This window comes from Chryseobacterium hagamense, from assembly GCF_007991455.1.
GTDB lineage: Bacteria > Bacteroidota > Bacteroidia > Flavobacteriales > Weeksellaceae > Chryseobacterium > Chryseobacterium hagamense.
The window spans coordinates 49,126-70,751 of the sequence record NZ_BJYJ01000004.1; the positions used below are offsets into that span (position 1 = coordinate 49,126).

24 protein-coding genes are annotated in these 21,626 nt (G+C 40.6%); 21 read left to right on the plus strand and 3 right to left on the minus strand.

Features of this window, described 5'->3' with window-relative positions; genetic code table 11:
- The first annotated feature begins 130 nt into the window (after window positions 1-130).
- From CHA01nite_RS06130 to msrA, 6 genes are all read left to right on the plus strand, one after another.
- Entirely contained in the window at window positions 131-2,296 is a 2,166-nt protein-coding gene (locus tag CHA01nite_RS06130) for a TonB-dependent siderophore receptor (protein WP_146940433.1), read from the plus strand.
- Window positions 2,297-2,345: 49 nt separating this feature from the next.
- Entirely contained in the window at window positions 2,346-3,554 is a 1,209-nt protein-coding gene (locus tag CHA01nite_RS06135; RefSeq protein ID WP_146940434.1) for a PepSY-associated TM helix domain-containing protein, read from the plus strand.
- The gene (locus CHA01nite_RS06140) at window positions 3,551-5,668 is read left to right on the plus strand and encodes a TonB-dependent receptor (protein ID WP_146940435.1); all 2,118 of its coding nucleotides are present in this window, start codon (window positions 3,551-3,553) and stop codon (window positions 5,666-5,668) included. Before CHA01nite_RS06135 ends, CHA01nite_RS06140 begins: the two co-directional genes overlap by 4 nt.
- A gap of 242 nt (window positions 5,669-5,910) precedes the next feature.
- Window positions 5,911-7,122 carry a PepSY-associated TM helix domain-containing protein gene (locus tag CHA01nite_RS06145; RefSeq protein WP_146940436.1) on the plus strand — a complete coding sequence of 404 codons (1,212 nt, stop codon included), beginning with the start codon at window positions 5,911-5,913 and terminating at the stop codon, window positions 7,120-7,122.
- A gap of 84 nt (window positions 7,123-7,206) precedes the next feature.
- The gene (locus CHA01nite_RS06150; protein ID WP_146940437.1) at window positions 7,207-8,175 is read left to right on the plus strand and encodes an ROK family protein; all 969 of its coding nucleotides are present in this window, start codon (window positions 7,207-7,209) and stop codon (window positions 8,173-8,175) included.
- Window positions 8,176-8,754: 579 nt separating this feature from the next.
- Window positions 8,755-9,309, plus strand: coding sequence for a peptide-methionine (S)-S-oxide reductase MsrA (gene msrA, locus CHA01nite_RS06155; RefSeq protein ID WP_174771810.1), 555 nt, complete (start codon window positions 8,755-8,757; stop codon window positions 9,307-9,309).
- Window positions 9,310-9,391: 82 nt separating this feature from the next.
- Here msrA and CHA01nite_RS06160 read toward each other — a convergent pair whose 3' ends face one another.
- Window positions 9,392-10,231, minus strand: coding sequence for a hypothetical protein (locus CHA01nite_RS06160; RefSeq protein ID WP_146940439.1), 840 nt, complete (start codon window positions 10,229-10,231; stop codon window positions 9,392-9,394).
- A 397-nt stretch (window positions 10,232-10,628) separates the two neighbouring features.
- Between CHA01nite_RS06160 and CHA01nite_RS06165 the strand changes: the two genes are divergently transcribed.
- The 15 genes from CHA01nite_RS06165 (at window position 10,629) to CHA01nite_RS06235 (ending at window position 20,500) form a co-directional block, all read left to right on the plus strand.
- Window positions 10,629-10,853, plus strand: a complete 225-nt coding sequence (locus CHA01nite_RS06165) for a hypothetical protein (RefSeq protein WP_146940440.1) — start codon at window positions 10,629-10,631, stop codon at window positions 10,851-10,853.
- Between the two features lie 70 nt (window positions 10,854-10,923).
- Complete coding sequence (locus CHA01nite_RS06170) at window positions 10,924-12,558, plus strand: tetratricopeptide repeat-containing sensor histidine kinase (RefSeq protein WP_146940441.1); 1,635 nt, start codon at window positions 10,924-10,926, stop codon at window positions 12,556-12,558.
- Window positions 12,559-12,568: 10 nt separating this feature from the next.
- Complete coding sequence (locus CHA01nite_RS06175) at window positions 12,569-13,231, plus strand: response regulator (protein ID WP_146940442.1); 663 nt, start codon at window positions 12,569-12,571, stop codon at window positions 13,229-13,231.
- Window positions 13,232-13,350: 119 nt separating this feature from the next.
- Window positions 13,351-14,016 (plus strand): response regulator, encoded by a 666-nt coding sequence (locus CHA01nite_RS06180; RefSeq protein WP_146940443.1) that lies wholly within the window; start codon window positions 13,351-13,353, stop codon window positions 14,014-14,016.
- 128 nt (window positions 14,017-14,144) lie between these two features.
- Entirely contained in the window at window positions 14,145-14,408 is a 264-nt protein-coding gene (locus tag CHA01nite_RS06185; RefSeq protein WP_146940444.1) for a hypothetical protein, read from the plus strand.
- Between the two features lie 13 nt (window positions 14,409-14,421).
- Window positions 14,422-14,670: a membrane protein insertion efficiency factor YidD gene (gene yidD / locus CHA01nite_RS06190; protein ID WP_262712137.1), complete on the plus strand. Its 249-nt coding sequence runs from the start codon at window positions 14,422-14,424 to the stop codon at window positions 14,668-14,670.
- A 2-nt stretch (window positions 14,671-14,672) separates the two neighbouring features.
- Window positions 14,673-15,026, plus strand: coding sequence for a YegP family protein (locus tag CHA01nite_RS06195; RefSeq protein ID WP_146940446.1), 354 nt, complete (start codon window positions 14,673-14,675; stop codon window positions 15,024-15,026).
- A complete protein-coding gene (locus tag CHA01nite_RS06200) occupies window positions 15,016-16,086 on the plus strand; it encodes a type I restriction endonuclease (protein ID WP_146940447.1) in 1,071 nt (356 codons plus the stop codon). The genes CHA01nite_RS06195 and CHA01nite_RS06200 overlap by 11 nt, the downstream gene beginning before the upstream one ends.
- Before the next feature lie 10 nt (window positions 16,087-16,096).
- Window positions 16,097-16,606 (plus strand): SH3 domain-containing protein, encoded by a 510-nt coding sequence (locus CHA01nite_RS06205; protein ID WP_146940448.1) that lies wholly within the window; start codon window positions 16,097-16,099, stop codon window positions 16,604-16,606.
- On the plus strand, window positions 16,603-17,040 hold the full coding sequence (locus CHA01nite_RS06210) for a hypothetical protein (protein ID WP_146940449.1): 438 nt from the start codon (window positions 16,603-16,605) through the stop codon (window positions 17,038-17,040). The genes CHA01nite_RS06205 and CHA01nite_RS06210 overlap by 4 nt, the downstream gene beginning before the upstream one ends.
- A complete protein-coding gene (locus CHA01nite_RS20810; RefSeq protein WP_228458350.1) occupies window positions 17,037-17,438 on the plus strand; it encodes a hypothetical protein in 402 nt (133 codons plus the stop codon). Before CHA01nite_RS06210 ends, CHA01nite_RS20810 begins: the two co-directional genes overlap by 4 nt.
- A complete protein-coding gene (locus CHA01nite_RS06220) occupies window positions 17,435-17,845 on the plus strand; it encodes a DUF6804 family protein (RefSeq protein WP_146940450.1) in 411 nt (136 codons plus the stop codon). The genes CHA01nite_RS20810 and CHA01nite_RS06220 overlap by 4 nt, the downstream gene beginning before the upstream one ends.
- A 4-nt stretch (window positions 17,846-17,849) precedes the next feature.
- On the plus strand, window positions 17,850-18,257 hold the full coding sequence (locus CHA01nite_RS06225; protein WP_146940451.1) for a hypothetical protein: 408 nt from the start codon (window positions 17,850-17,852) through the stop codon (window positions 18,255-18,257).
- Between the two features lie 5 nt (window positions 18,258-18,262).
- The gene (locus CHA01nite_RS06230; RefSeq protein WP_146940452.1) at window positions 18,263-19,603 is read left to right on the plus strand and encodes a TEX28 family protein; all 1,341 of its coding nucleotides are present in this window, start codon (window positions 18,263-18,265) and stop codon (window positions 19,601-19,603) included.
- Between the two features lie 9 nt (window positions 19,604-19,612).
- Window positions 19,613-20,500, plus strand: coding sequence for a hypothetical protein (locus tag CHA01nite_RS06235; protein WP_146940453.1), 888 nt, complete (start codon window positions 19,613-19,615; stop codon window positions 20,498-20,500).
- 54 nt (window positions 20,501-20,554) lie between these two features.
- On the opposite strand, the gene CHA01nite_RS06240 is transcribed toward CHA01nite_RS06235, so the two are convergent.
- Both CHA01nite_RS06240 and yihA read right to left on the minus strand, forming a co-directional pair.
- Window positions 20,555-21,004: a GNAT family N-acetyltransferase gene (locus tag CHA01nite_RS06240; RefSeq protein WP_146940454.1), complete on the minus strand. Its 450-nt coding sequence runs from the start codon at window positions 21,002-21,004 to the stop codon at window positions 20,555-20,557.
- Entirely contained in the window at window positions 20,997-21,620 is a 624-nt protein-coding gene (yihA, locus tag CHA01nite_RS06245; protein WP_146940455.1) for a ribosome biogenesis GTP-binding protein YihA/YsxC, read from the minus strand. The genes CHA01nite_RS06240 and yihA overlap by 8 nt, the downstream gene beginning before the upstream one ends.
- Between the last annotated feature and the right edge of the window lie 6 nt (window positions 21,621-21,626).

The window sequence follows — 21,626 nt, forward strand, 5'->3', positions numbered from 1 at the left end:
TATAAAAACCGCTTCAGGCTATCCTGAAGCGGTTTTTTATTTCCAGCATATTAAATCTATGATAAATATCAATCCATTAATTTATTTAGAATAATTAAAAACAATATATTTGCAGAAAATTTAGAGTTTCATGAAAAATGTACTGATCTGCGCCTCTCTGTTAGGTTCCATGCTGACTTTCGCCCAGGAAAAAAAAGATTCAACAAAAGTTGGAGATATTGATGAAGTAATTCTTAATACCTATATTAAAAAAGATTCCGATTATTCCAATAAAATGTCTTTAAAAGCCATTGAAGACCCACAGGTATTCTCTTCCATCAGCAGATCGGTATTGGAAAATCAGGCTATTTTCACGATTGATGATTCTTACAGAAATGTGACGGGTCTTCAGAAGATGTGGACGCCTACGAGCAGAGCGGGCGACGGAGGGTCTTTCGTTGTTCTGAGAGGTTTTCCATCCAACAATTCTATGAGAAACGGGTTGGTATCCCCTGTTACTACCACCATTGACGCGATCAATGTTGAAAGGCTGGAAGTACTGAAAGGTCCTTCGGGAACATTGTACGGAAGTAATGTAGCTTCGTATGGCGGACTGATTAACAGGATTACAAAAAAACCTTTTGACAGCTTTGAAGGTCAGATAAGCCTGATGGGAGGAAGCTACAGTACCTACAGGGCTCAGGCTGATGTAAATACCCCTCTTACAAAAGACAAGAAACTTCTTTTCAGGGTAAATACCGCTTATACAAATGAAGGTACCTTCCAAAAGACAGATGCCAAAAACTCTTACTTTGCCTTTACGCCTTCATTAACCTACAATGCAAACGACCGGCTTCAGCTCAATGTGGAATATGAAATGTTTAATACAAGAGCCGTTGGCGAGCAGTTCTTTTTTTACCTGAATCCGGCCACGCTTAACGGGATTGACAATATGAAGGATCTTGAAAAGGCAGGACTTAATTATAAAGAATCTTATATCGGTGATGATCTGTATACGACTGCAAGGGTAAACAACATTTTTGGCCAGATTAATTATAAAATTAATGACCACATTAAATCTTCTACCAACGTTAACAGTTCCAGCAGCTATTCTAACGGTTTCGGGCCTTATTTTTCTGCAAGCGTAGATGCTGGCAACAATGTTTCTGTCAGCAGATTCGATCAGGCAACCCGGGACAGCAGAAAAAGATATTTTCAGGTACAGCAGAATTTTAATTTTGATTATAATTTCGGAAACGGTATGAGGAACCGCACCGTTGCAGGTTTCGATTATCTTAAAACCACCGACCGGTCAAGATTTATTTATCTCTCCAATGGCGCGAATTTCACAGTGCCTGCCAACGGAGGAGATTATTCAGGATTTAACGGAACCGTATTAGGCAACCTTTACAGCAATCCGGGAAATATCAGCAATTATGACGTGGACGGAATTACCAACACCTACAGCGGATATATTTCCAACGTTTTTACTCCGGTTGAAGGATTAAATGTTGTTTTCGGATTACGCTACGAAAGCAATGATTTCCTGGGCGGTAAGGTCTGGGTAAACGATACCCCTGCATTTAACCAATCAGCCTGGTCTCCGAAGGCAGGACTGGTCTATCAGATTATAAAGGATAAATTCTCGGTGTTCGGTAATTACCAGAACAGTTTTACCAGCAATGGCTATTATAATACGGATCTTTCAGGAAATATCGCTCTTTCAGATCCGGAAAGAGCCAACCAGTATGAGGGAGGTTTCAAAGCCAACCTTTTAAACGGAAAAATCAACGCTTCGGTAAGCTACTACGATATTAAAGTGAAAAACCTGTTGGTAGGGACAGGGGAATATACCGCAGCCGGGCAGGCCGTACAAGAACAGGCGGGAGAAATACACAGCAAAGGTCTGGAGCTTGAAGTAAATGCTTATTTGGTTAAAGGCTTCTCATTAATAGGAGGAGTTGCCTACAATGACATTTCCAATGTAGAAACGGGTTTACGGACAAGCACCGGAGGATCTCCATGGCTGGCCAACTTTAACGCGAGCTACCAGTTCCTTGACGGAAAACTTAAAGGCTTCGGTATCGGTGTCGGAGGAAATTATGCAAGCGACAATAAAATATTCAATACCGCCACCGCCAATTTTACCCTTCCGAAATATCTTGTACTGAATGCCAATGCTTTTTATGATACCAAAAAATTCAGGATCGGCGTAAAAGTAGACAATTTCACCAACCAGCACTACTGGATCGGATACACAACGGGAAACCCCCAGAAGTTGGTCAACGCTTTAGGAACGGTTACTTATAAATTTTAATCATCAAAAATAAAAGGCTGTTCCCGGAATTCCAGGAACAGCTTATTTTATGAAAAAGAAGCATCATCATCAAAAGAAACCTTCTTTTGTCCGGAAATGGTCTGCCAAACTGCACCTGTGGTTTGGCTTGTCCGTTGGGCTGATCGTTTTCATTGTTTCCTTATCGGGAACGATGTATGTTTTCAAAGATGAAATCCAGCATCAGCTCCGGAAAGAAGCCATGTTCGTGAAGGCTGAAACGATGACGAAGAAGCCGCTTTCCGTTGAAATCCTGAAGGAAAAGGTGTCGCGGGAAGTCAATGAGAAATATCCCGTAAGCTCCGTTGAGATTCCTTTGGCTGAAAACCGGGCTTATGAATTCCTGTACTATGAGAAGGATAAAAACGGGTGGAATTATTTTGATGAAGTAAAGATCAACAAACTGGTTTATGTAAATCCGTACACCGGTGAAATACTAGGGATATACAACGAAAAGTACGATGTCTTCCCGATCCTGAAGTCCATCCACTGGAGTCTGCTTTTAAAAGCCGACTGGGGAAAATATGTGGTGGGGATCCCGGTCGTACTTTTTATCATCATGCTGATCACGGGTATTGTACTGTGGTGGCCCAAAAACAAAAAAGCGCGGAAAGGAAGATTCCGTTTCGACTGGAAAAATGTGAAAACCTGGAAACGCAGAAACTACGACCTTCACAACATCCTCGGGTTTTATGCATCCTTCATTGCGCTGCTGATGAGCATCACGGGAATTTACTTTGCCTATCCGTGGGTGAAAAATACTTTCAGCCTGGCACTGTCCGGCTCAATTGAACTGCCGAAAGAAAAGGAAGTGAAATCACCTGATTCACTGCTGATAGAAAACAAAGCAGTCTTTGATCTTACGGCCCGGGAAACAAAAAAGCTTTATGCCGAATCATCAAGTTTCAGAATCCCGCTGAACGGAAAAAATAAAAAAGGAAAAGCATTAAACAATATTCCGGTAACGGTTTACGGTGAAGAAGGAAGGTTTGCCGTGAGAAACCAGCTGGCTTTTGACAAATACTCCGGGAAATTGTTGCTGAACAGGCCGCATCAGGAATTAAATACGGCAGAAAAATATGCCCACGCCAATTATGACATTCATACGGGATCTTACTTTGGGATCACCGGGAAGATCATCTGGTTTATGGCAGGGCTGATCTGCACTTCACTGCCCGTTACCGGATTTCTGGTGTGGCTGGGAAAGAGGAAGAAAAAAGGAATTAAAAAAACATCATGAAAAAAATTATTTTACCGGTAGCTGTTCTGGCTGCCATTACTGTTACGGCACAGCAGAAAGACTCTTTACAGGTGAAAGATGTGGATGAAGTCGTACTGACCGCTTCAAGGAAAAAAGAAAGCATCAAGGAAGTCCCGAGCTCCGTAACGGTTGTGAGCCGGAAACAGATCCAGTCGCAGCTTACCGTCAATTCCGACATCACCAATATTCTACAGTACACCGTTCCCAGTCTGGCTACCAGTTCGGGAATGACCACCAACAGCGGCCAGACGCTCAGGGGAAGACAGGTGCTTGTCCTGATCGACGGCATCCCTCAATCCACCCCTTTACGGAACGGTTCCAGGGATATCCGGTCCATTGATCCGTCCGTTATCGAAAGAATTGAAGTGATCAAAGGAGCCACCTCCATTTACGGCAACGGGTCCGACGGAGGGATTATCAACTACATTACCAGAAGAGCGGGCAGCGACCGCAGGATTTCCGGACAATCGCAGATCGGGGTTACCGGTCAGTTGTACGGCGGAACCCTGGGCATCCGGGCCAGTCAGTTTTTAACGGGAAAGATTACTCCAAAATTTGATTATGCCGCATCCCTGGCTTATGAAAGAACCGGCTATATGAAAGATGCCGACGGTGTCAACCTCAGCCCTACGTCCAGTCCGGCCAAAATGGACAATTACAACGGAATGCTGAAATTCGGGTACAACCTGAACGACAACCAGCGAATTGAAGCGTCCTACATCGGGTATGCGTCAAAATCCGATCTGGATCTCGGCCTTAAAACCGGGAAATACGGCGTAACCCCGACCATTGGCGAAGGTTCTTCAAAAAACCAGGAAACCACGCCGCAGGGAACACCGAGAAACCACAATTTTAAAATCAGCTACGACAACCGGAATCTCTGGAAAGGTACGGCTTTGAACATCAGCCTGTACCTGCAGGATTTCCGGACGGTCTACGGATACAGCGATACCTTCCTGAACGGCGGCCAGTCCAACGTCATTTCAAAGAAGAAAGGCGCGAGATTCAATTTCGATACCGAACTTTGGAATACCCGGAATTCCCAGGGAGAAGTAATTTACGGAGCCGACATCTTGAATGACAAGACCGTACAGAAACTGGAAGACGGCCGGTACTGGACGCCGGATATGGACATGACCAACATCGCCCCGTTTATGCTCGTAAAAATCGATCTGTTTAAAAAGCTGATCCTGAAAGGCGGGCTCCGGTATGAGAACATCAAAGTAAAAGTAGGTGATTTCAATACCCTTTCCACCATTAAAAACGACGGGACCTTCACCAAAAGTATTTTTGTGAAAGGCGGCGACCTGGAGTACAATGCCCTGGTGGGAAATATCGGGTTCCGTTACAATTTCAATCCGCAAATCAATCTCTTCGGAAGCTTTTCACAGTCCTACTCCATCAATGAGCTGGGAAGAATCCTGAGGACGTCAACCGCAGAGACCATCAATCAGCTGGAGACCAAACCGATTATTGTCAACAATTATGAATTGGGGGCCACCGGACAAATCACCAGATGGCTGAATTACGAAATCACCTCTTATGTAAGTACGTCCAAACTGGGAGCGACCTTTGTTCAGAGCCCCGACCGTTCTCTGATGATCCAGCGTGCTCCGGAAGTGGTGTACGGCGTGGAAGGATTCCTTCAGTTCAGCCCGTTAAACTGGATTAATTTCGGGGGAAGCTACAGCTGGATGGAAGGCATTACCTCCCCGAAAGACGACGGCGATTATTCAACCAAGATCAACAACAGCAGGATTTCGGCTCCAAAAGTCCTGGCCTATGTCCAGGTAAGGCCGGTCCGGGGCTTATCGGTAGGACTCGATATGCTTCATGCCTTTGAACAGGACCGGTTCCAGCCGAATGCAAAAACGGGATTGTACACATACGGTGAAGGAAAGGTTCCGGAATATACGGTCTTCAACTTTAAATCAAGCTATGAAATCAATAAAAACTGGAGGGTTGCTGCAGGAATCGAGAACCTGTTCAACAGGTCTTACCAGCCGGCTATTGCCTGGTGGGCAGCCCGGGACAGCGATTTCGTGAATGCCCTGGGAACAAGGGGAACGCTGATGGTGGAATATAGATTTTAAGCTTGACAGGCTGGAAGAAGGAAGCTGGAAGTCTTTTTAAGAACAGATACTAATAGACTGACCATTAAGCGAATTTGATATTGCCCTGTTTTCATTAATACCTGGTAAAATTCTAACAGGAATAAAATTTTTGTGCTTTGCGCTTACCCGATATTTTACACATATTTTTAAGCAAAATTTCCTTAATTATAAATATTCTAAATAAAAATTAAAATATTATCTTTGCGGGACTTAAGGAAAACATGAGGAAAAAGCATCATCATAAGAAAAAGCCAAGCGCGTTCAAGAAATGGACCGGGAAAATGCATCTGTGGCTGGGCCTCGGCGTAGGATTTCTGATTTTTATTATCTCCATCACCGGTGCCCTGTATGTTTTCAAGGATGAAATTGAGAATGCCACCCGGAAAGACGTTATTTACCATCACGAACAAAATATCGGGCAGAAACAGGCGCTTCCCATCAGGACTCTGGAAAAAGCCGTGGTGGCACAGGTGAAGGAAAAATATCCGGTTCACTGGGTAAATATCCCCATTGACAAAAAAATGTCGTATCTGTTCTACTGGTACGAGCATGATCCAAATGGATGGAATTATTTTGATGAATTCCCGGTGTATAAAGTCGCTTACGTCAACCCATATACCGGAGAAGTCCTGAGGACCTATGATGAGAAAAACGGGTTCTTCCAGATCGTTAAGATGATCCACTGGAGCTATCTGCTGAAGCAGTCGTGGGGAACATACCTGGTCGGGATCCCGGTGATCATTTTCGTCATCATGCTGATTTCAGGAATCATTCTCTGGTGGCCTAAGAACAAAGCGGCCCGGAAACAGCGGTTTTCTTTCAAATGGCAGAATGTAAAAAACTGGAAAAGAAAAAACTATGATTTACACAACGTCCTCGGCTTTTATGCATCTATCTTTGCTTTAATCTTTTCCATCACCGGATTATTCTATGCCTTTTTCTTTGTACAGGCTTCCATCTATTTCATATTCTCAGGCGGGAAAACAGCTTATCCTGATTTTTCCTCCATCCAAACGAAGGCACCCATCGAATTAAGAACGGAAGGCACGCTGGATAAAATCAGCAATACCGTCAAAGCAAAATACCCCGATTCTTACGGATTCTCCCTCGATCTTGGCCATGAACACATGGATGATCATGAACATCCGAACTTTGAAGTGTACGTCAAGCACCTGTCTTATTCCTATCATAAAAGCAGCAGCCTGATCTTTGACGAAAACTCCGGCGAACTGCTTCATACCCATGATATGAAAGACAAAAATTTCGGCGAAAAAGCCGTCGGTGCCAATTACGATATCCATGTCGGATCCATTTTAGGGCTTCCCACAAAGATCATTGCCTTCTTCGTCAGCCTTGTATGTGCTTCATTACCAGTCACCGGCTTTATGATCTGGTGGGGAAGAAGAAAAAAGAAATCCGTAAAAACAGCCTGAATTTTTTTTTCAATAATTATGTTGTTAATCATCCATTAATACAATCTTTTTTATAATTTTAACCTTTTAGAATTTTAGAATAGAATGTCATTAGTAGATTTGTCAAAACACGTTGCGCTCGGAATTGATATCGGCGGGACAAACACCAAATTTGGAGTGGTAAACCACCGGGGGGAAGTCCTGGAAAAAGGAAACATCCGTACCGATGCCTATCCTACCGTAGAAGAATATATCAATGCCCTGTACGAAGCGGTAGCTCCCCTGATCGAAAAACACGGAAATGAAAGGAATTTCGACGGAATCGGTGTAGGCGCTCCTAATGCCAACTACTACACGGGAACCATCGAACAGGCCCCTAATCTTCCTTGGAAAGGAACCATCCCTTTTGCCAAGCTGATAAAAGAGAAATTCGGGCTTCCGTGCACCATTACCAATGATGCCAATGCGGCGGCCATCGGGGAAATGCTTTTCGGCGCGGCACGCGGAATGAAAGATTTTATTATGATTACTTTAGGTACCGGCGTAGGAAGCGGAATCGTAGCCGGCGGAAAGCTGATCTACGGACATGACGGCTTTGCCGGAGAGCTGGGACATACCATCGTAAAACCAGGCGGAAGGAAACACTGGAGCACGGGCTCCGAAGGTTGTCTGGAAGCTTATGCCTCCGCAACGGGGATTGCCATTACGGCCAAGAAAATGAGAGCTGAATTCCCGGAATCCATCCTCAACCAATATCCTGAAGAATCCATCAACTCCAAAACCGTCCATGAATGCGCCCTCAAAGGTGACCCGATCTCCATGGAAGTATTCCGGTATACCGGACAGAAACTGGGAGAAGCCCTCGCCAATTTCGTGATGTTCTCCTCTCCTGAAGCCATCCTTCTGTTTGGCGGGGTAATCAAGGCCGGCGATTTTATCCTGAAACCGACCAAACTCCACATGGAAAGAAACCTGCTGCCGATTTTCAGAAATAAAGTGAAACTGGTCTTCAGTGAACTGGACGAAGCGGATGCTGCCATTTTAGGGGCAAGTGCACTGGTTTGGGAAAAATAATTGAAATCTTATTTAAATAATACAAGCATCCTTTTTCAGGGTGCTTTTTTTGTGCGGATTATTGGATTAATATTGATCAGAGCTTACCTATATCTGAATGGGGCTAAAGCCGGTCATGGAACCTTATCATATAAATGGGCTGAATTCCTATTGATGCCTGCAAGATTCTTTGCATTGAAAATTAGCACACAGGCTGAACCGATGCCCGGATTTTGTTGCGAAATTTTTTCAACGCAAAGATCTATTACAGACCGCTCATTTCAGGAGGCAGGGGCAGACAAGTCTGCTGCACGAAGCGGACGCCAGCTTCATCAATCAGCTTGCTGATTCATGCTTTGCTCCCTTCAGTATGCAGATTTAAGAGAGAAATCTTTGCGTCAAAAACAGCACGCAGATTGAACAGATGATGCAGATTTACTGCTTAAAGCTTCATTAATTTGTCTGATCTATCATCATCATTTGGTTATGAGGCGAATGATGGCGCAGAAATTGAGAAAGTTTTCCTTATTTTTGATAGGTTTTTTCTCCAACCTATTCCCTGAAGAGAAAAATATTTTTAACGACAATAATCAAACGACAATGGACAACAATAATTTAGAACAGATCACTTTCGGAGGCGGATGTTTCTGGTGCGTAGAAAGCTGCTTCAATATGCTGAAAGGCGTACATTCAGCCGTTTCCGGATATTCCGGAGGGCATAAAGACCACCCGACTTACGAAGAGGTGTGTACGGGAGCAACAGGTCATGCAGAGGTGGTACAGATCACCTATGATCCTGCCATTATTTCATACGAACAGCTGATGGATGTTTTCTTCTTCCTGCATGATCCCACACAACTGAACAGACAGGGGAATGATGTCGGCACCCAATACCGTTCCGTTATTTATTACAAAGATGAGGCGGAAAAGGCAAAAGCTGAAGAAGCCATTGAAAAATCCCAGCAGTCCGGAAGATGGGCCGGAACTTACGTCACCGAACTGACCCCATTCGATAAATTCTGGCCGGCGGAACAATACCATCAGGGATATTACAACGAAAATCCTACCCAACCATACTGCAGTGCGGTAGTAGGGCCGAAAATCCAGAAATTCAAGAAGCATTATGGTGAACTGGGCATGCTGAATGCAGAATAATTTAAACAGAACACCTAAGGTAAAAGGCGAAGAGAAAGAATCTCTTCGCCTTTTTTTGTGCAAAATATTTTCAAAACAATAATTAATTGTCGGCAAATTCTTCTTTAGGATGAGTACCGGCATAGGTCTCAATAATGTATCTGGTGGCTATTTTTAACGCTTTTCCATTTTCAGGATGCATTCCATAGTTGGTAAAAAATTCTACATGATTATTGGTTTTATCATACCAAACCTTATGATCGCCATTTTCAATAGTAAGCGTGTCCGGTCTTGTAATCTTTTTCTGATATACAAATACCTCTGGCTTCATAGGCAACATATTAATCTGTGGGCCTATGTAACTGCTGTCTGATGCTATATACCGGTCTTTATCCCAATACATGTAAGGCTTTTCAGTCGCAGGCGTTCCCCAAAGTGATGCGAATCCGAAAGTTGATTTCTTATCTTTAGAAAATACAACTCCACCGGTTACAAGCAGCACCAGAAAGGCCATTTCTACAATACCCATCCCATTTTTCTTCAAAAAATCAGGAATTTTAAAGTATTGTTCATTAGTAATATTGATAACAATTTTTGAAAGTTTTTCGGTTAAAGATTCTTCATCATTATCAACACTCACTTTTACGGTTGTTTTATTTACCTCGTTATTTTCTTTGACAAAAGTTCCTGAAAAATCATCAAAGTTCTTATAACCCAAATACTCACTTAGCATATCTAATCGGTCAGGATTAATTCTAATCTCTTTATTTCCAATCACATAAGCATCATAGTATCTGGAAAAGCTTCTATCATTTATATCAAATCCCATGTCTTCCTTGAAGTATAGCCATAGATATGAAGCTAATCCATTTTTTGTATCCCGTTGGGATTCTTCTTCTGCCTTTTTGAATACCTCAGTAATTAATAGTTTTTTCTTGGACATAATCAGTTTTTTTTAAGGGTATCACAAAATAATTGATTTTTTTCCATTCTGCATTACGGATTTCCGTAATGCCTTTCCTGTCCATTTTCTTGTCAATCGATGTCCTTGTTTTGTCTAACACTCACTTTTCCTTTCGCCGTTACTTTGCCATAGAAATCAGTGAGAAACAAACAATTAAAACAATAGACAAAACCAAAGTTACGAAACTGATTTCAAAAACCGCCAGATAAAACGGAAGAAAAGATCCGGGTTGGGAAGCAGATGTTTCTCTTCCGTTTTTGAAGGTTTACTTCCCAAAAAATTTAAGAAGCGCTTCGAAATTTTTCACGTGTAAAACTATCTGCGATCTGTTTCGCAGGGAAGAACACGAATGCCTCAACAATTAAATTTTTTGACAATGATCGAATTCATTTTGATGCTATTAGGTTTAGCATTCGGACACAATAATGCCAATACGCAATCTTGCAACAACGATAATAACGGAACGGTAACCATTCAGACCACCAATCCGGGAACGGGCACTGACCCGGGAACAGGAACGGATCCGGGAACGGGAGGTTCAGGTGGAGATACAGGTGGAAATACAGGACAAAAGCCTCCATTTTTACCAATCAATCCATAATAATTTTTAATAAAAAAGTGGGAGTAATTAATTATTACTCCCTTTTTCGTAATTTCGAAAAAAAACTACCGTGAAAAAACTAATAATATTTACATTACTATTTTTAATTAATTGTAAAGAAAAAAATCAAACTAATACTTCTGAAGAAGAGAATATTAACTTAGACAAAGCAATAAAATTCCGAAATTCAAATAACGATGATTCAGCTTATGTATATTATACTAAAGCGAAAGAAGATTTTCTAAAAAACAAAAATTATGTTCAGGCAGCTCGAGCGATTACAAATATTGCTATTATAGAATGTGACAAAGGTGACTATTATTCAAGCATAGCCAATTCGATTGAAGTTGAAAAACTTTTATTAAACAATAGTGATCATGCAGCACTTAACATTGCATCAAGCAACTACAATTCCATTGCTATAGCGTCTAAAAATTTAAAAAATTATAACCAAGCAATTTCTTATTACAGGCGTGCAATAAAAACATCCGTTGAAAAAGAGAATTCATTGGCATTTTATAATAATATTGGAGATACCTATTTAGAACAAGGAAAGACTAAAGAAGCTAAATATTATTTCAAGAAAGCTTTACAGACTGGTGATACGTTAGATTATGCTCGAGCCTTAAATAATTTAGCAAGAGCTGGTTTTTTAGAGGATTCATCTTATAATGCCTACCCTTTATTAGAAAAGTCTTTAACAATTCGTAAAAAGTCAAAAGACAATGCCGAAATAAATTCCAGTTTCGCAACTTTATCCGATTTCTATTCAAATAAGGATCAAAATAAATCTTTACTTTATGCAGATTCAATGTATTCCGTTGCTTTAAAGAATAAAAGTCCAGATGATCAATTGGAAGCATTAAATAAAATAATTCTTTTAAATAATAAGACTTATAAACAAAATTTTAATCGATATATAAATTTAAGAGATAGTCTACAAACTTCACGTAATAATGATTTTCAAAGATTTGGTCTGATAAAATTTGATGTCGAGAAGCAAAAACGTGAAAATGAGGAATTAAAAAATGAAAATTTTCAACAAGGATTAATTGTTTCATTATTAGCACTAACATTAGTTACCGGTATTTTCTGGTATAAAAAAAGAAAGAAAAGACTTCAGCAGGAAAAAGAACTCGAAGTCAAAAACACGCAGCTTAAAATGTCCAAACGGGTACATGACGTAGTGGCCAACGGGATTTACCAGGTGATGGCCAAGATTGAAAACCAGGAAGATTTTGACCGGAACAGAGCACTGGACGAACTGGAATACGTGTATGAAAAATCGCGGGACCTTTCTTATGAGAAAGCCGGTGAAGAAAAGGAATTCAGCCAGGAGATTTCGGAGCTGATTGCCGGATTTAACAATGCCACGGTAAAAACCTTTACGGCAGGCAATGACCCTTCAATCTGGGAAAAAGTGCCTCCGGCGGTAAGAGAAGAAGTTTATCAGATGATCCGCGAACTGATGGTGAATATGAAGAAACACAGCCAGGCCACCCATGTCGCCGTTAAATTTGAAAAGACCGCCGGGACGGTTGACATCCAGTACAAAGACAACGGCGTCGGGATTTCCGGGGACCTTATTTATAAAAACGGCTTACGGAATACGGCTTCCCGTATTGAAGCCATCGGCGGGACGATTACTTTTGACACGAAAATTGAAAAAGGGCTGAAAGTAAACCTTTCCTTCCCTGCTTCGTAACCGTTTTGTTATGTTTAAAAAAGTATTAATCGTGGAAGACCAGGAAGTCGCCAACCTGGGCATCATCCGGGCCATGGAAGAACTATCTGTTCCCAGGTTTGAATTTGTAACGTATTGCGATGAAGCCCTGCAGAGAATGAAAACTGCAGCGGCAGAAAACAAATCCTACGACCTGCTGATTGCCGATCTTTCTTTTGAAAAAGACCACATCCGCCAGGATCTGAAAAGCGGTCAGGAACTGATCCTGGAAGCGAAAAAATTCCGGCCTGAATTGAAAGTAGTGGTGTTTTCCGTAGAAAAGCGCGCACAGGTTATTGACGATCTTTATAAAATCTATGGCATCAACGGGTTTGTGAGCAAAGCCAGAAATGACGGAAAAGAACTCAGAAATGCAATTGAAAGGATTTTTAAAGGAGAAATCGTCATGTCGCAGGATATTTTAAATGCCATCCGCAATATTCCTTTTGCCCTGAATACGTATGATCTCAAATTGCTGGAACTGCTGGCCAAAGGATCCAAACAGAGCGAGATTCAGACCTGCCTGAAAGAACAGCAGATGCAGCCGCACAGCATCCGCTCCATCGAAAAGCGGCTGAATGAGCTCCGCGACAGCTTCGGGGCGAAAAATAATATTGAGATGATTGTAATCTGTAAAGACATCGGACTGATCTGATTTAAAAAGACCGGCCTGCCCATTTTTTTCGCTGTTTTACGTGAACCCGTAATGGCGGAATGATAAATGCTTTTACTTTTGAGGTCTTAAACCTATGTTTCTAATTAAACCAAATAACCATGTTCAAAAAAATTTTAATTGCCGAAGATCATGAAAGCATCAATATCTCCGTCCGGAAAACCCTGGAAGACCTGAATATCCCGACGGTAGACTACGTGTACTACTGTGATGATGCCATCGGAAAGATCCAAAAAGCCCTGAGGGAAGAACAGCCCTACGACCTGCTGATCACCGATCTTTATTATGAAGAAGACCACCATACGCAGACCCTTAAAGACGGGAAGGAACTTATTGAAAAAGCAAAAGCGCTGCAACCCGGTCTGAAAGTAATCGTCTTTTCCGCCGAACGCAAATCCGGTGTCATTGAAAATCTCTTCTCCGATTATCACATCAACGGCTATGTGGGAAAAGCCCGAAACGATTCCAAAGATCTGAAGAAATCCATCGCCTCCGTCTACATCGGCGAAAATTACCTGTCGTTTGATCTTAAGCAGGAAATGAAGAAATTCAACAATTACGAATTTTCCACCTACGATATTGTGATTGTTTCCCTGCTCTCGAAAGGCGTGCTCCAAAAAAACATTCCGGTCCATCTGGAAGAAAAGAGCATCCGCCCTTCCAGCCTCAGCAGCGTGGAAAAAAGACTCAACAGCCTGAAGGAAGACCTCAGCGTGAATAGCAACGAGCAGCTGGTCGCCTTCTGCAAAGATCTCGGGATCATCTGAAACCCCTTCATTCACTCATAACCTTTCAATTCTTTTGGAAGGTTTTTTTATTTTTTGCCCGTTTTACGGTTTTCCGTAAAAATTACTCCTTAAAGCGTGATACTTTTGGAAGGTAAAACAAAACAATCATGGAATACAAAGTAATCCCTTTTGTGGCAACAGCGAACCAAAACAACATGAGTTCTAAAAATATTGCCGAACAATTAGATCAGTTAATAAAAAACAATACAGTAGATGGCTGGGAATATGTAAGGCTCGAAAGTGTTTCCACCTATATCCAGCCGGTGGAAGGCTGCTTTGGAAACACAGAAAAGCCAGGCTATATGACTTCTTTTCAAATGGTCGTATTCAGTAAAAAAGAAGATGAAAAATCTCCTGCTCCTTCTTATTAAAATGTATTGGCGGATGATTCATCCGTCGAAAAGAAGAAAATGCATTTTCAGAACAAGCTGTTCGAAACATGTGTATGAAAAAACTGCAGAAGAAGGATTTATTTCAGGACTAAAAGCTTTGAAATACCGCTTCAAAAACTGCAGATCCGGAGCCGGGATTATAGAGCACCCAACAGGAGAAATATATATTATCCTGCCTAACCGGAGGATTCTGAATGAACCAGAAATTTCAGAACGATTTATTAAAAATAAAAATCAATAACCATGGGAAAATTTGTCATTACCCGAAGGGTAAACCAGGAGTATCAGTTTAATCTGAAAGCCGGAAACAGCGAAATTATTTTAACCAGCGAAGGCTATGTTCAGAAAGGATCCTGCCACAAAGGAATTGAATCAGTAAGAGTCAATTCGCAGGATGATTCCCGATATGATAAGAGAACGGCCGTTAACGGGAAAGTATACTTTGTTTTAAAAGCAAGAAACGGCGAAATTATCGGCAAAAGCCAGTTGTACAGTTCAAAATCCGGCATGGAAAGCGGAATTGCTACCGTAAAATTTAATGCACATACGGCAGAAATCATTGATGAAACCTTAAAAACCAGTGAGTATGGATCTTAAAATTAAACTTGAGCAGCTGCATCAGAGAGTGGTTGGGCTGAAAGACCAGATCGGAACGGAAGAAGCGACCAAAAATGCTTTTGTACTGCCCTTCATCCAGATTTTAGGCTATGATATTTTCAATCCTACCGAAGTTGTTCCGGAGCATGTCTGTGATATCGGGACTAAGAAAGGAGAGAAAGTAGACTATGTAATCCGGCACAACAACGCACCGATCTTTATCATAGAGTGCAAGCACTGGAAAGAAAGTGCTGACGCCCACAATTCTCAGCTTCACCGCTATTATCATGTTTCAAAAACCCGGTTTGGCGTTTTGACCAACGGAATTGTCTATAATTTCTATACCGATCTGGAAAAGCCGAATATCATGGATGAAAAGCCATTTTTCACCATTAATATCGAAGACATTAAAGATAGTTCCATTAAGATCCTGGAAAAATTCACCAAGAAGGATTACAATCTTGAAGAAATCCTTGATTCTGCGGAAGCCCTGAAATACATCAAAGCGATCCGTAAAGAATTTGAAAAGGAAATAGAAAACCCTTCGGATGAAATGGTCAAGCTATTAGTGAGCCGTTTTTTTGACAAACCGATAACGGCGAACCGAATGGTTCCTTTTAAGGAATATACGAAAAAAGCCCTTACCACTTCGATCAATGAGTCGATCAGTTTCAGGCTGAAATCCGCTCTAAGCATCAATGAACAGATCGAGAAACAGGATGATGCGGTGAAAACCCAGCAGCCTGTTGATGAAAACAATGAATCGAAAATTGTAACCACCGAAGAGGAACTGGAAGGCTTTCAGATTGTAAAAGCCATCTTACGGGAGAAAATTCCTTCTACCAGAATTGCTTATCGCGATACGCTATCGTATTTTGGGATCCTATTGGACGACAACAACCGGAAACCGCTCTGCAGGCTTCATTTTAATACAAATAACAAATACCTGGAAACTTTCCATAACGGAAAGGAAGCCGGCGAAAAAATATTGCTGGGCAACCTGGATGAAATTTATAATTACCGTGATAAACTCCTGATGACCCTGGAGAACTATAACTAAACTGATAACCATGAAAAAACTAATATCCTTCATCATAATTACCTTCAGTGCATCTATCTTAAATTCATGTTTCAAGGCCAACGACAACGTAGGCCATGACGCTAGATGTACCGGCTCTGCTTACTGTTCTGCCTGTACCAATTGTTCAAGGTGTGGACATTGCGGCAGCGGCGGAACCTGCGGAGCATGTAGTGGAAAATCTTCCGGAAGAAATTCGTCTTCCGGAAACTCTACCAAAAGAGACCGTTCCGAAAAGCATACAACCTCAAAAACGAAATCCAGTAAGCCGCCAAAAGTTCTTATTGACCGAGTAAACATCAATATCAATTCAAACAACAGATATTTTGCAGGGGTTGCGGCAGTCAGAATTTATGAAAAACCTTCTGACAAGTCCGATATCATAGTTACTGTTACAAAAAATGCACGGCTGATTAAGCTTCAAGAGATAAAAGACTGGTATAGAGTAAAGGTAGAGTCGAGTGGGAAAACGGGATACGTTAGGCGTAAAGATGTAAAATGAAAATTCGCATTTTAAAGATAACCGTATTATTTCTTCCGGTACTGTTAGGAGGTATTATTTATGTCATATTCAGAACAGAAAAATTGATTATGTTTCGCTGGTTTGAATGTTTAAATATTTCCCAGGAAATTTTTGCTTTAAAAAAATATTCTAATAATTATGTTCTTCCGGATTGGTTTATCTTCAGTCTTCCTGACGGTCTTTGGATCTATTCATATACAAGTATTTTATTAGAAATCTGGAAATACTCAATAACAAAACAAAATTTATTCTGGATTTTCAGCATACCTATAACTGCGATATTGTCTGAATTTTTTCAATTTTTTAAAATCATTCCGGGAACTTTTGATTTTACAGATGTAATATTTTACTTGATTGGAATAATGATCCCTTTTATATCTCAACAAAAACAATTTAATACTGAAAAATTATGAAAAACTATAAGCACTTTATTTCAGCAGGCTTGTTCTTGCTATTTCTCTTTATTGCATTTGGCAGTATGGATGATAATAAAAGTAAAACCTCATCATATGAAAGTCTGAGATCTTTTAAAGATTCTGATATACATCCACAGGAATTAGAGGTAGAAAGCACAGATCCTAAAAAAGAAGCAATAATTATCCGGCTAAAGGAAAAAGCAAAAAAAGATTGGCCAAATGACTATTCTACTCAGGAATTTTGGATTAATGAACAAATTGAAGCCTATGATTATATGGAAACGATTGAAGATAACCCTATAAAACAGCAAGCTCAAAAAGATTGGCCATTGGATTTCAGTACGCAGAAGTTCTGGTATGAAGAACAAGTTGAAGCCAAAAAGAGAATAGAATGACCCCTTTAAAAATATTTCCCACCTTTTGTGCGTTGTGTTGTTTCATCGGTATTTTCAAGCTTCCTATTGAATATTATACTTTTCTTAGAATTCTCGTTTCCGCCGGAGCTTTACTGGTTTTATACCATACGATAACTTCGAGGCTGCCTTATTTCAGTATCGTATTTCTTGCCATCCTCATTCTTTTCAATCCTGTTTTCCCTATTTATCTCTACCGGAAAGGCATCTGGATTCCGATTGATACCATAACGGGAATTCTGTTTCTGCTGATCAATTTTATTGAAAAACAAACACCTGAAAAAGAAGAGGAAATTACCGAAAAGACACAGGAACACGCCTTACCGATACACCAGAGAGCTGTTGCCAGAGACAGAATCATTAACCCTAAAAAACTAAAAGAACAATAACCGTATGGAAAACAATCACATAACGGAAAACCTCAAAGCTCACTTCTTAAGGCTTTATCAAATGGCTGTCTGTGACGATGATTTCAGCGCACTGGAATTGAAAATGCTCTACAAATGTGCTGAAGAAAGGGGGATTTCCTCTAGAAACCTGGATGAAATTTTGATGAACCCGATTAATTTAAAATCCTGGGTGCCACAGACCATTGAAGAAAAAGTAGATTATCTCTATGATCTTACCGCTATGATCTGGGCAGACGGCACGGTTTCCCCGAATGAATATTCTGCTCTGCAGAAATATGTGGTTATGTTCGGATTCCTGGAAGAAAATACAACAGCTATCGTAGACTATCTTATTGAAGCTGTAAAAACCGGAAAAAACAAAAGTGAAATTTTATATGAACTCAAAAACTAAGCATTATGGATACATCCAACATAAAAAATTTATTCCGGCTGAAGCCGGCTCCTGCAGAACCAGCACAGGAAGCGCTTCCCAAAGCCGAAGCGAACCCTGATGATGAATCTTTTGAAGAAAGCAGGAGAAGAACCTATCATGAATCGGGATACCGTGACAGTTCGCGTACCAGCGGAAACCACTCTACCCTTTCCATCTGCCTGGATGCGGTATATTCCAAATTCCAGAATGAAGAAAAAGAAATGGTCGAAAAACAGCAGAAGCTGAAAGAATCTTACGTTAATGAACAAAAAAACAGGGAAACGGAAATCAAGGCATTAACGGTCTCACAAGAAACCCGGGAGGAACAGCTGAAAACAAAGAACACAGAAATTGAAAACCATCAGCATACCATTGAAAACTTAAAAGCTGAAATCCTTGATCTGCCAAGAAATCCTGAAAAGTACAATGTGAAAGCGGGAAGAGGAGCTTCTGCCAAATTCTGGATCGGCACAATTCTACTGATTCCTATCACTTTATATCTTGCTACTTTTTATATATCAACCTCATATTCAGCTTTTTTTAAAAGTTTTGATGCAAAAAGTACGGTTATCCAAAGTGTATTGGATGCCAATGCCTGGATGAAAGCGTGGAATGACGGTTTTATTGAAGTGGCATTCGTCACCCTGATTCCATTTGTTTTTTTAGGATTAGGATTTCTGATTCATATGTTCGGAGAAAATAAAACCAAAATCAATTATATAAAACTGACTTTGCTGTTTATTGTAACCTTCATTTTCGATGCTATTTTAGCTTATGAAATCGAGTCAAAATTATACGAACTAAACAAGATTTTTGAGTCTCCTCCATTCGATCTAAAAATCGCTTTTACAAAGATTCAGTTCTGGGGAATTATCTTCGCGGGATTCGTTGTATATGTTATCTGGGGGCTGGTATTTGATTTTATCATGAAAGAGCACCGGGAAAAAGACAGGATTAAAAACGAGCAGGAAATCCGACAGAAAAAAGTAGAATTCTTTCAGGAAAAGATCAACACATTAAAAAAAGAAATTGAAGAGATTATAGCCAATATCGGGAATACTAAAGAAGTCATTATCAAAACCCGTGGCAGGATTGAAGAACTGCAGAACATCATAGACGGCGTTATTATTCCTACCAAAGATTATAAACTCTATGCTTCGGAATATGTACAGGGCTGGATTACATTTATCGGAGAAAAAATTGCTGTTTCCAAAACGGAAAAGCAAACCATGATCGACAGCTGTATCGACACCTACAATACGAATCTGGAGACCGTTGGAGCCAATTCGGATAACCAAAACCTGGTTTATTTATCATCTTTATAATCTTGTTATATGAAAAAAATATTTTACTTATTACTAATCTTTTTTTTGATTTCTTCGTGTAAAAAAGAGGAAATAACAACAGAAGAAAAGATAAAAGACTCAATTATTGCTGATACAAATAACATCAATGTCAGCATTTTGATCGACCTGTCAGACAGAATAGATCCCAGCACCAATCCTAATCCTGCGATGCCATATTTTCAAAGAGATACCGAATACATCAAAGCCATTGAAAAAGGATTTCTCAATCACATGAAATCCAAAAGAATTATCACCTATGACGATCAGATGCAGGTGTTTTTTAATCCTGAGCCTTCCGATCCCAAGATCAATGATTTCACAAAAGAACTAAAGGTTTCTTTTGATAAAAATACATCGAAAGATTATTTTGCATCTGTTGAAAAAAGATATTTCGAAATTCCGTCATACATTTATCAATCGGCCATTAAGGACGGAAAGTATGTAGGCTCCGACATCTGGGAATTTTTTAAAAATAAAGTAAAAGACTATTGTATAAAAGGTGATAAAAGGAACATTCTCTTTATTTTAACAGATGGATATATGTATCATGAAAACACGAAGTTTACGGAAGAAAATAAAACTTCTTATCTGACCGGAAAATTAATAAAATCGAATAATCTTAATACTTCAGATTTTAAAAACACCATAGAAAAGAACAAATACGGTTTTGTAAAAGCCAATGATAACCTGAGCAACCTTGAAGTGATTGTCTTGGGGATTAATCCCGAAAAAGGAAATCCTTTTGAAGAAGCGGTTATCAAAGAATATTGGGAGAACTGGTTTAAAGATATGAAAATTAAAAACTACCAGATCAAATCCGCCGATCTGCCTTCCAATCTGGAACCGATTATTCTTAAAGCTGTTGCGGGAAAATAAAAAACACACTTCTATATACTCATTAAAAAAGCGAAGATCAGCCCTTCGCTTTTTTTATTTTCTCAGCATCTCCGTATGCGGGATGTCGTCTTCCAGGTACTTCCTGCCGGTATCTTCAAAACCGAATCCGCTGTAGAACCGCAGCAGGTAGTCCTGTGCGGAAATACGGATCTCCGAAGTACGGAAACGGTTCTCGATGGTCTGTACAGCATAGGCAATCAGCTGTCTGCCCAGGTTTTTTCCTCTCGCCTTTTCGGTGGTAAGGACCCTTCCGATAGACGCTTCATCATATTTGATCCCCTTATCAAAAATCCTGCAGTAAGCCAGTATTTCACCGTTTTCTTCTGCCCACAGGTGAATGGCTTTCTGGTCGTATCCGTCCAGATCCGGATACGGGCAGTTCTGTTCTACGACAAAAACGTCAATTCTGGCTTTGACAACGGCATACAGCTCGGGAACCGTCAATTCGTCAAACGTTTTTATTTTCCAGATTATCTTACTCATCGAAGCTTACACTGTTATTGATGAGGAATTCGTTGGTCTTTTGGATGAAATGCAGGATTTCGTCACAGCCTTCCTTCTTTTCGGCCGACGTAACATAAATTTCCGGCAGGTCTTCCCAGGTTTTATGCAGTTCCGCTTTGTAATGTTCCACATTCTGTATCGCAGTATTCGGCTTCAGCTTATCCACTTTCGTGAAAACGATAGAAAAAGGAACTCCGCTTTCCCCGCACCATTGGATGAATTCCAGATCGATGGCCTGAGGCTTGTGACGGGAATCCACCAGCACGAAAAGATTAACCAGGTTTTTCCGGTTCAGGATATAGTTGGTAATCAGCTTTTCGAAATCCTTCCGGATCGATTTGGAAACTTTCGCATAGCCGTATCCCGGTAAATCGGTCAGGTACCAGTTTTCATTAACTAAAAAATGATTGATAAGCTGCGTTTTTCCGGGCGTTCCTGAAGTCTTCGCAAGATCCTTATGGTTCATCATTGCATTGATCAACGAAGATTTCCCTACATTTGACCTCCCGATAAAAGCATATTCCGGCATGTTGGGTTCCGGACATTCCTGCCATTTTCCGCTGCTTTTTACAAACGTTGCTGTTTTAATAACCATTTCTTT

Excerpts from the sequence above, each read along its gene's own strand:
- CHA01nite_RS06130 (WP_146940433.1), top strand. The coding sequence starts at position 131 with ATGAAAAATGTACTGATCTGCGCCTCTCTGTTAGGTTCCATGCTGACT.
- CHA01nite_RS06135 (WP_146940434.1), top strand. The coding sequence starts at position 2,346 with ATGAAAAAGAAGCATCATCATCAAAAGAAACCTTCTTTTGTCCGGAAA.
- CHA01nite_RS06140 (WP_146940435.1), top strand. The coding sequence starts at position 3,551 with ATGAAAAAAATTATTTTACCGGTAGCTGTTCTGGCTGCCATTACTGTT.
- CHA01nite_RS06145 (WP_146940436.1), top strand. The coding sequence starts at position 5,911 with ATGAGGAAAAAGCATCATCATAAGAAAAAGCCAAGCGCGTTCAAGAAA.
- CHA01nite_RS06150 (WP_146940437.1), top strand. The coding sequence starts at position 7,207 with ATGTCATTAGTAGATTTGTCAAAACACGTTGCGCTCGGAATTGATATC.
- msrA (WP_174771810.1), top strand. The coding sequence starts at position 8,755 with ATGGACAACAATAATTTAGAACAGATCACTTTCGGAGGCGGATGTTTC.
- CHA01nite_RS06160 (WP_146940439.1), bottom strand. The coding sequence starts at position 10,231 with ATGTCCAAGAAAAAACTATTAATTACTGAGGTATTCAAAAAGGCAGAA.
- CHA01nite_RS06165 (WP_146940440.1), top strand. The coding sequence starts at position 10,629 with ATGATCGAATTCATTTTGATGCTATTAGGTTTAGCATTCGGACACAAT.
- CHA01nite_RS06175 (WP_146940442.1), top strand. The coding sequence starts at position 12,569 with ATGTTTAAAAAAGTATTAATCGTGGAAGACCAGGAAGTCGCCAACCTG.
- CHA01nite_RS06180 (WP_146940443.1), top strand. The coding sequence starts at position 13,351 with ATGTTCAAAAAAATTTTAATTGCCGAAGATCATGAAAGCATCAATATC.
- CHA01nite_RS06185 (WP_146940444.1), top strand. The coding sequence starts at position 14,145 with ATGGAATACAAAGTAATCCCTTTTGTGGCAACAGCGAACCAAAACAAC.
- yidD (WP_262712137.1), top strand. The coding sequence starts at position 14,422 with ATGATTCATCCGTCGAAAAGAAGAAAATGCATTTTCAGAACAAGCTGT.
- CHA01nite_RS06195 (WP_146940446.1), top strand. The coding sequence starts at position 14,673 with ATGGGAAAATTTGTCATTACCCGAAGGGTAAACCAGGAGTATCAGTTT.
- CHA01nite_RS06200 (WP_146940447.1), top strand. The coding sequence starts at position 15,016 with ATGGATCTTAAAATTAAACTTGAGCAGCTGCATCAGAGAGTGGTTGGG.
- CHA01nite_RS06205 (WP_146940448.1), top strand. The coding sequence starts at position 16,097 with ATGAAAAAACTAATATCCTTCATCATAATTACCTTCAGTGCATCTATC.
- CHA01nite_RS06210 (WP_146940449.1), top strand. The coding sequence starts at position 16,603 with ATGAAAATTCGCATTTTAAAGATAACCGTATTATTTCTTCCGGTACTG.
- CHA01nite_RS20810 (WP_228458350.1), top strand. The coding sequence starts at position 17,037 with ATGAAAAACTATAAGCACTTTATTTCAGCAGGCTTGTTCTTGCTATTT.
- CHA01nite_RS06220 (WP_146940450.1), top strand. The coding sequence starts at position 17,435 with ATGACCCCTTTAAAAATATTTCCCACCTTTTGTGCGTTGTGTTGTTTC.
- CHA01nite_RS06225 (WP_146940451.1), top strand. The coding sequence starts at position 17,850 with ATGGAAAACAATCACATAACGGAAAACCTCAAAGCTCACTTCTTAAGG.
- CHA01nite_RS06230 (WP_146940452.1), top strand. The coding sequence starts at position 18,263 with ATGGATACATCCAACATAAAAAATTTATTCCGGCTGAAGCCGGCTCCT.
- CHA01nite_RS06235 (WP_146940453.1), top strand. The coding sequence starts at position 19,613 with ATGAAAAAAATATTTTACTTATTACTAATCTTTTTTTTGATTTCTTCG.
- CHA01nite_RS06240 (WP_146940454.1), bottom strand. The coding sequence starts at position 21,004 with ATGAGTAAGATAATCTGGAAAATAAAAACGTTTGACGAATTGACGGTT.
- yihA (WP_146940455.1), bottom strand. The coding sequence starts at position 21,620 with ATGGTTATTAAAACAGCAACGTTTGTAAAAAGCAGCGGAAAATGGCAG.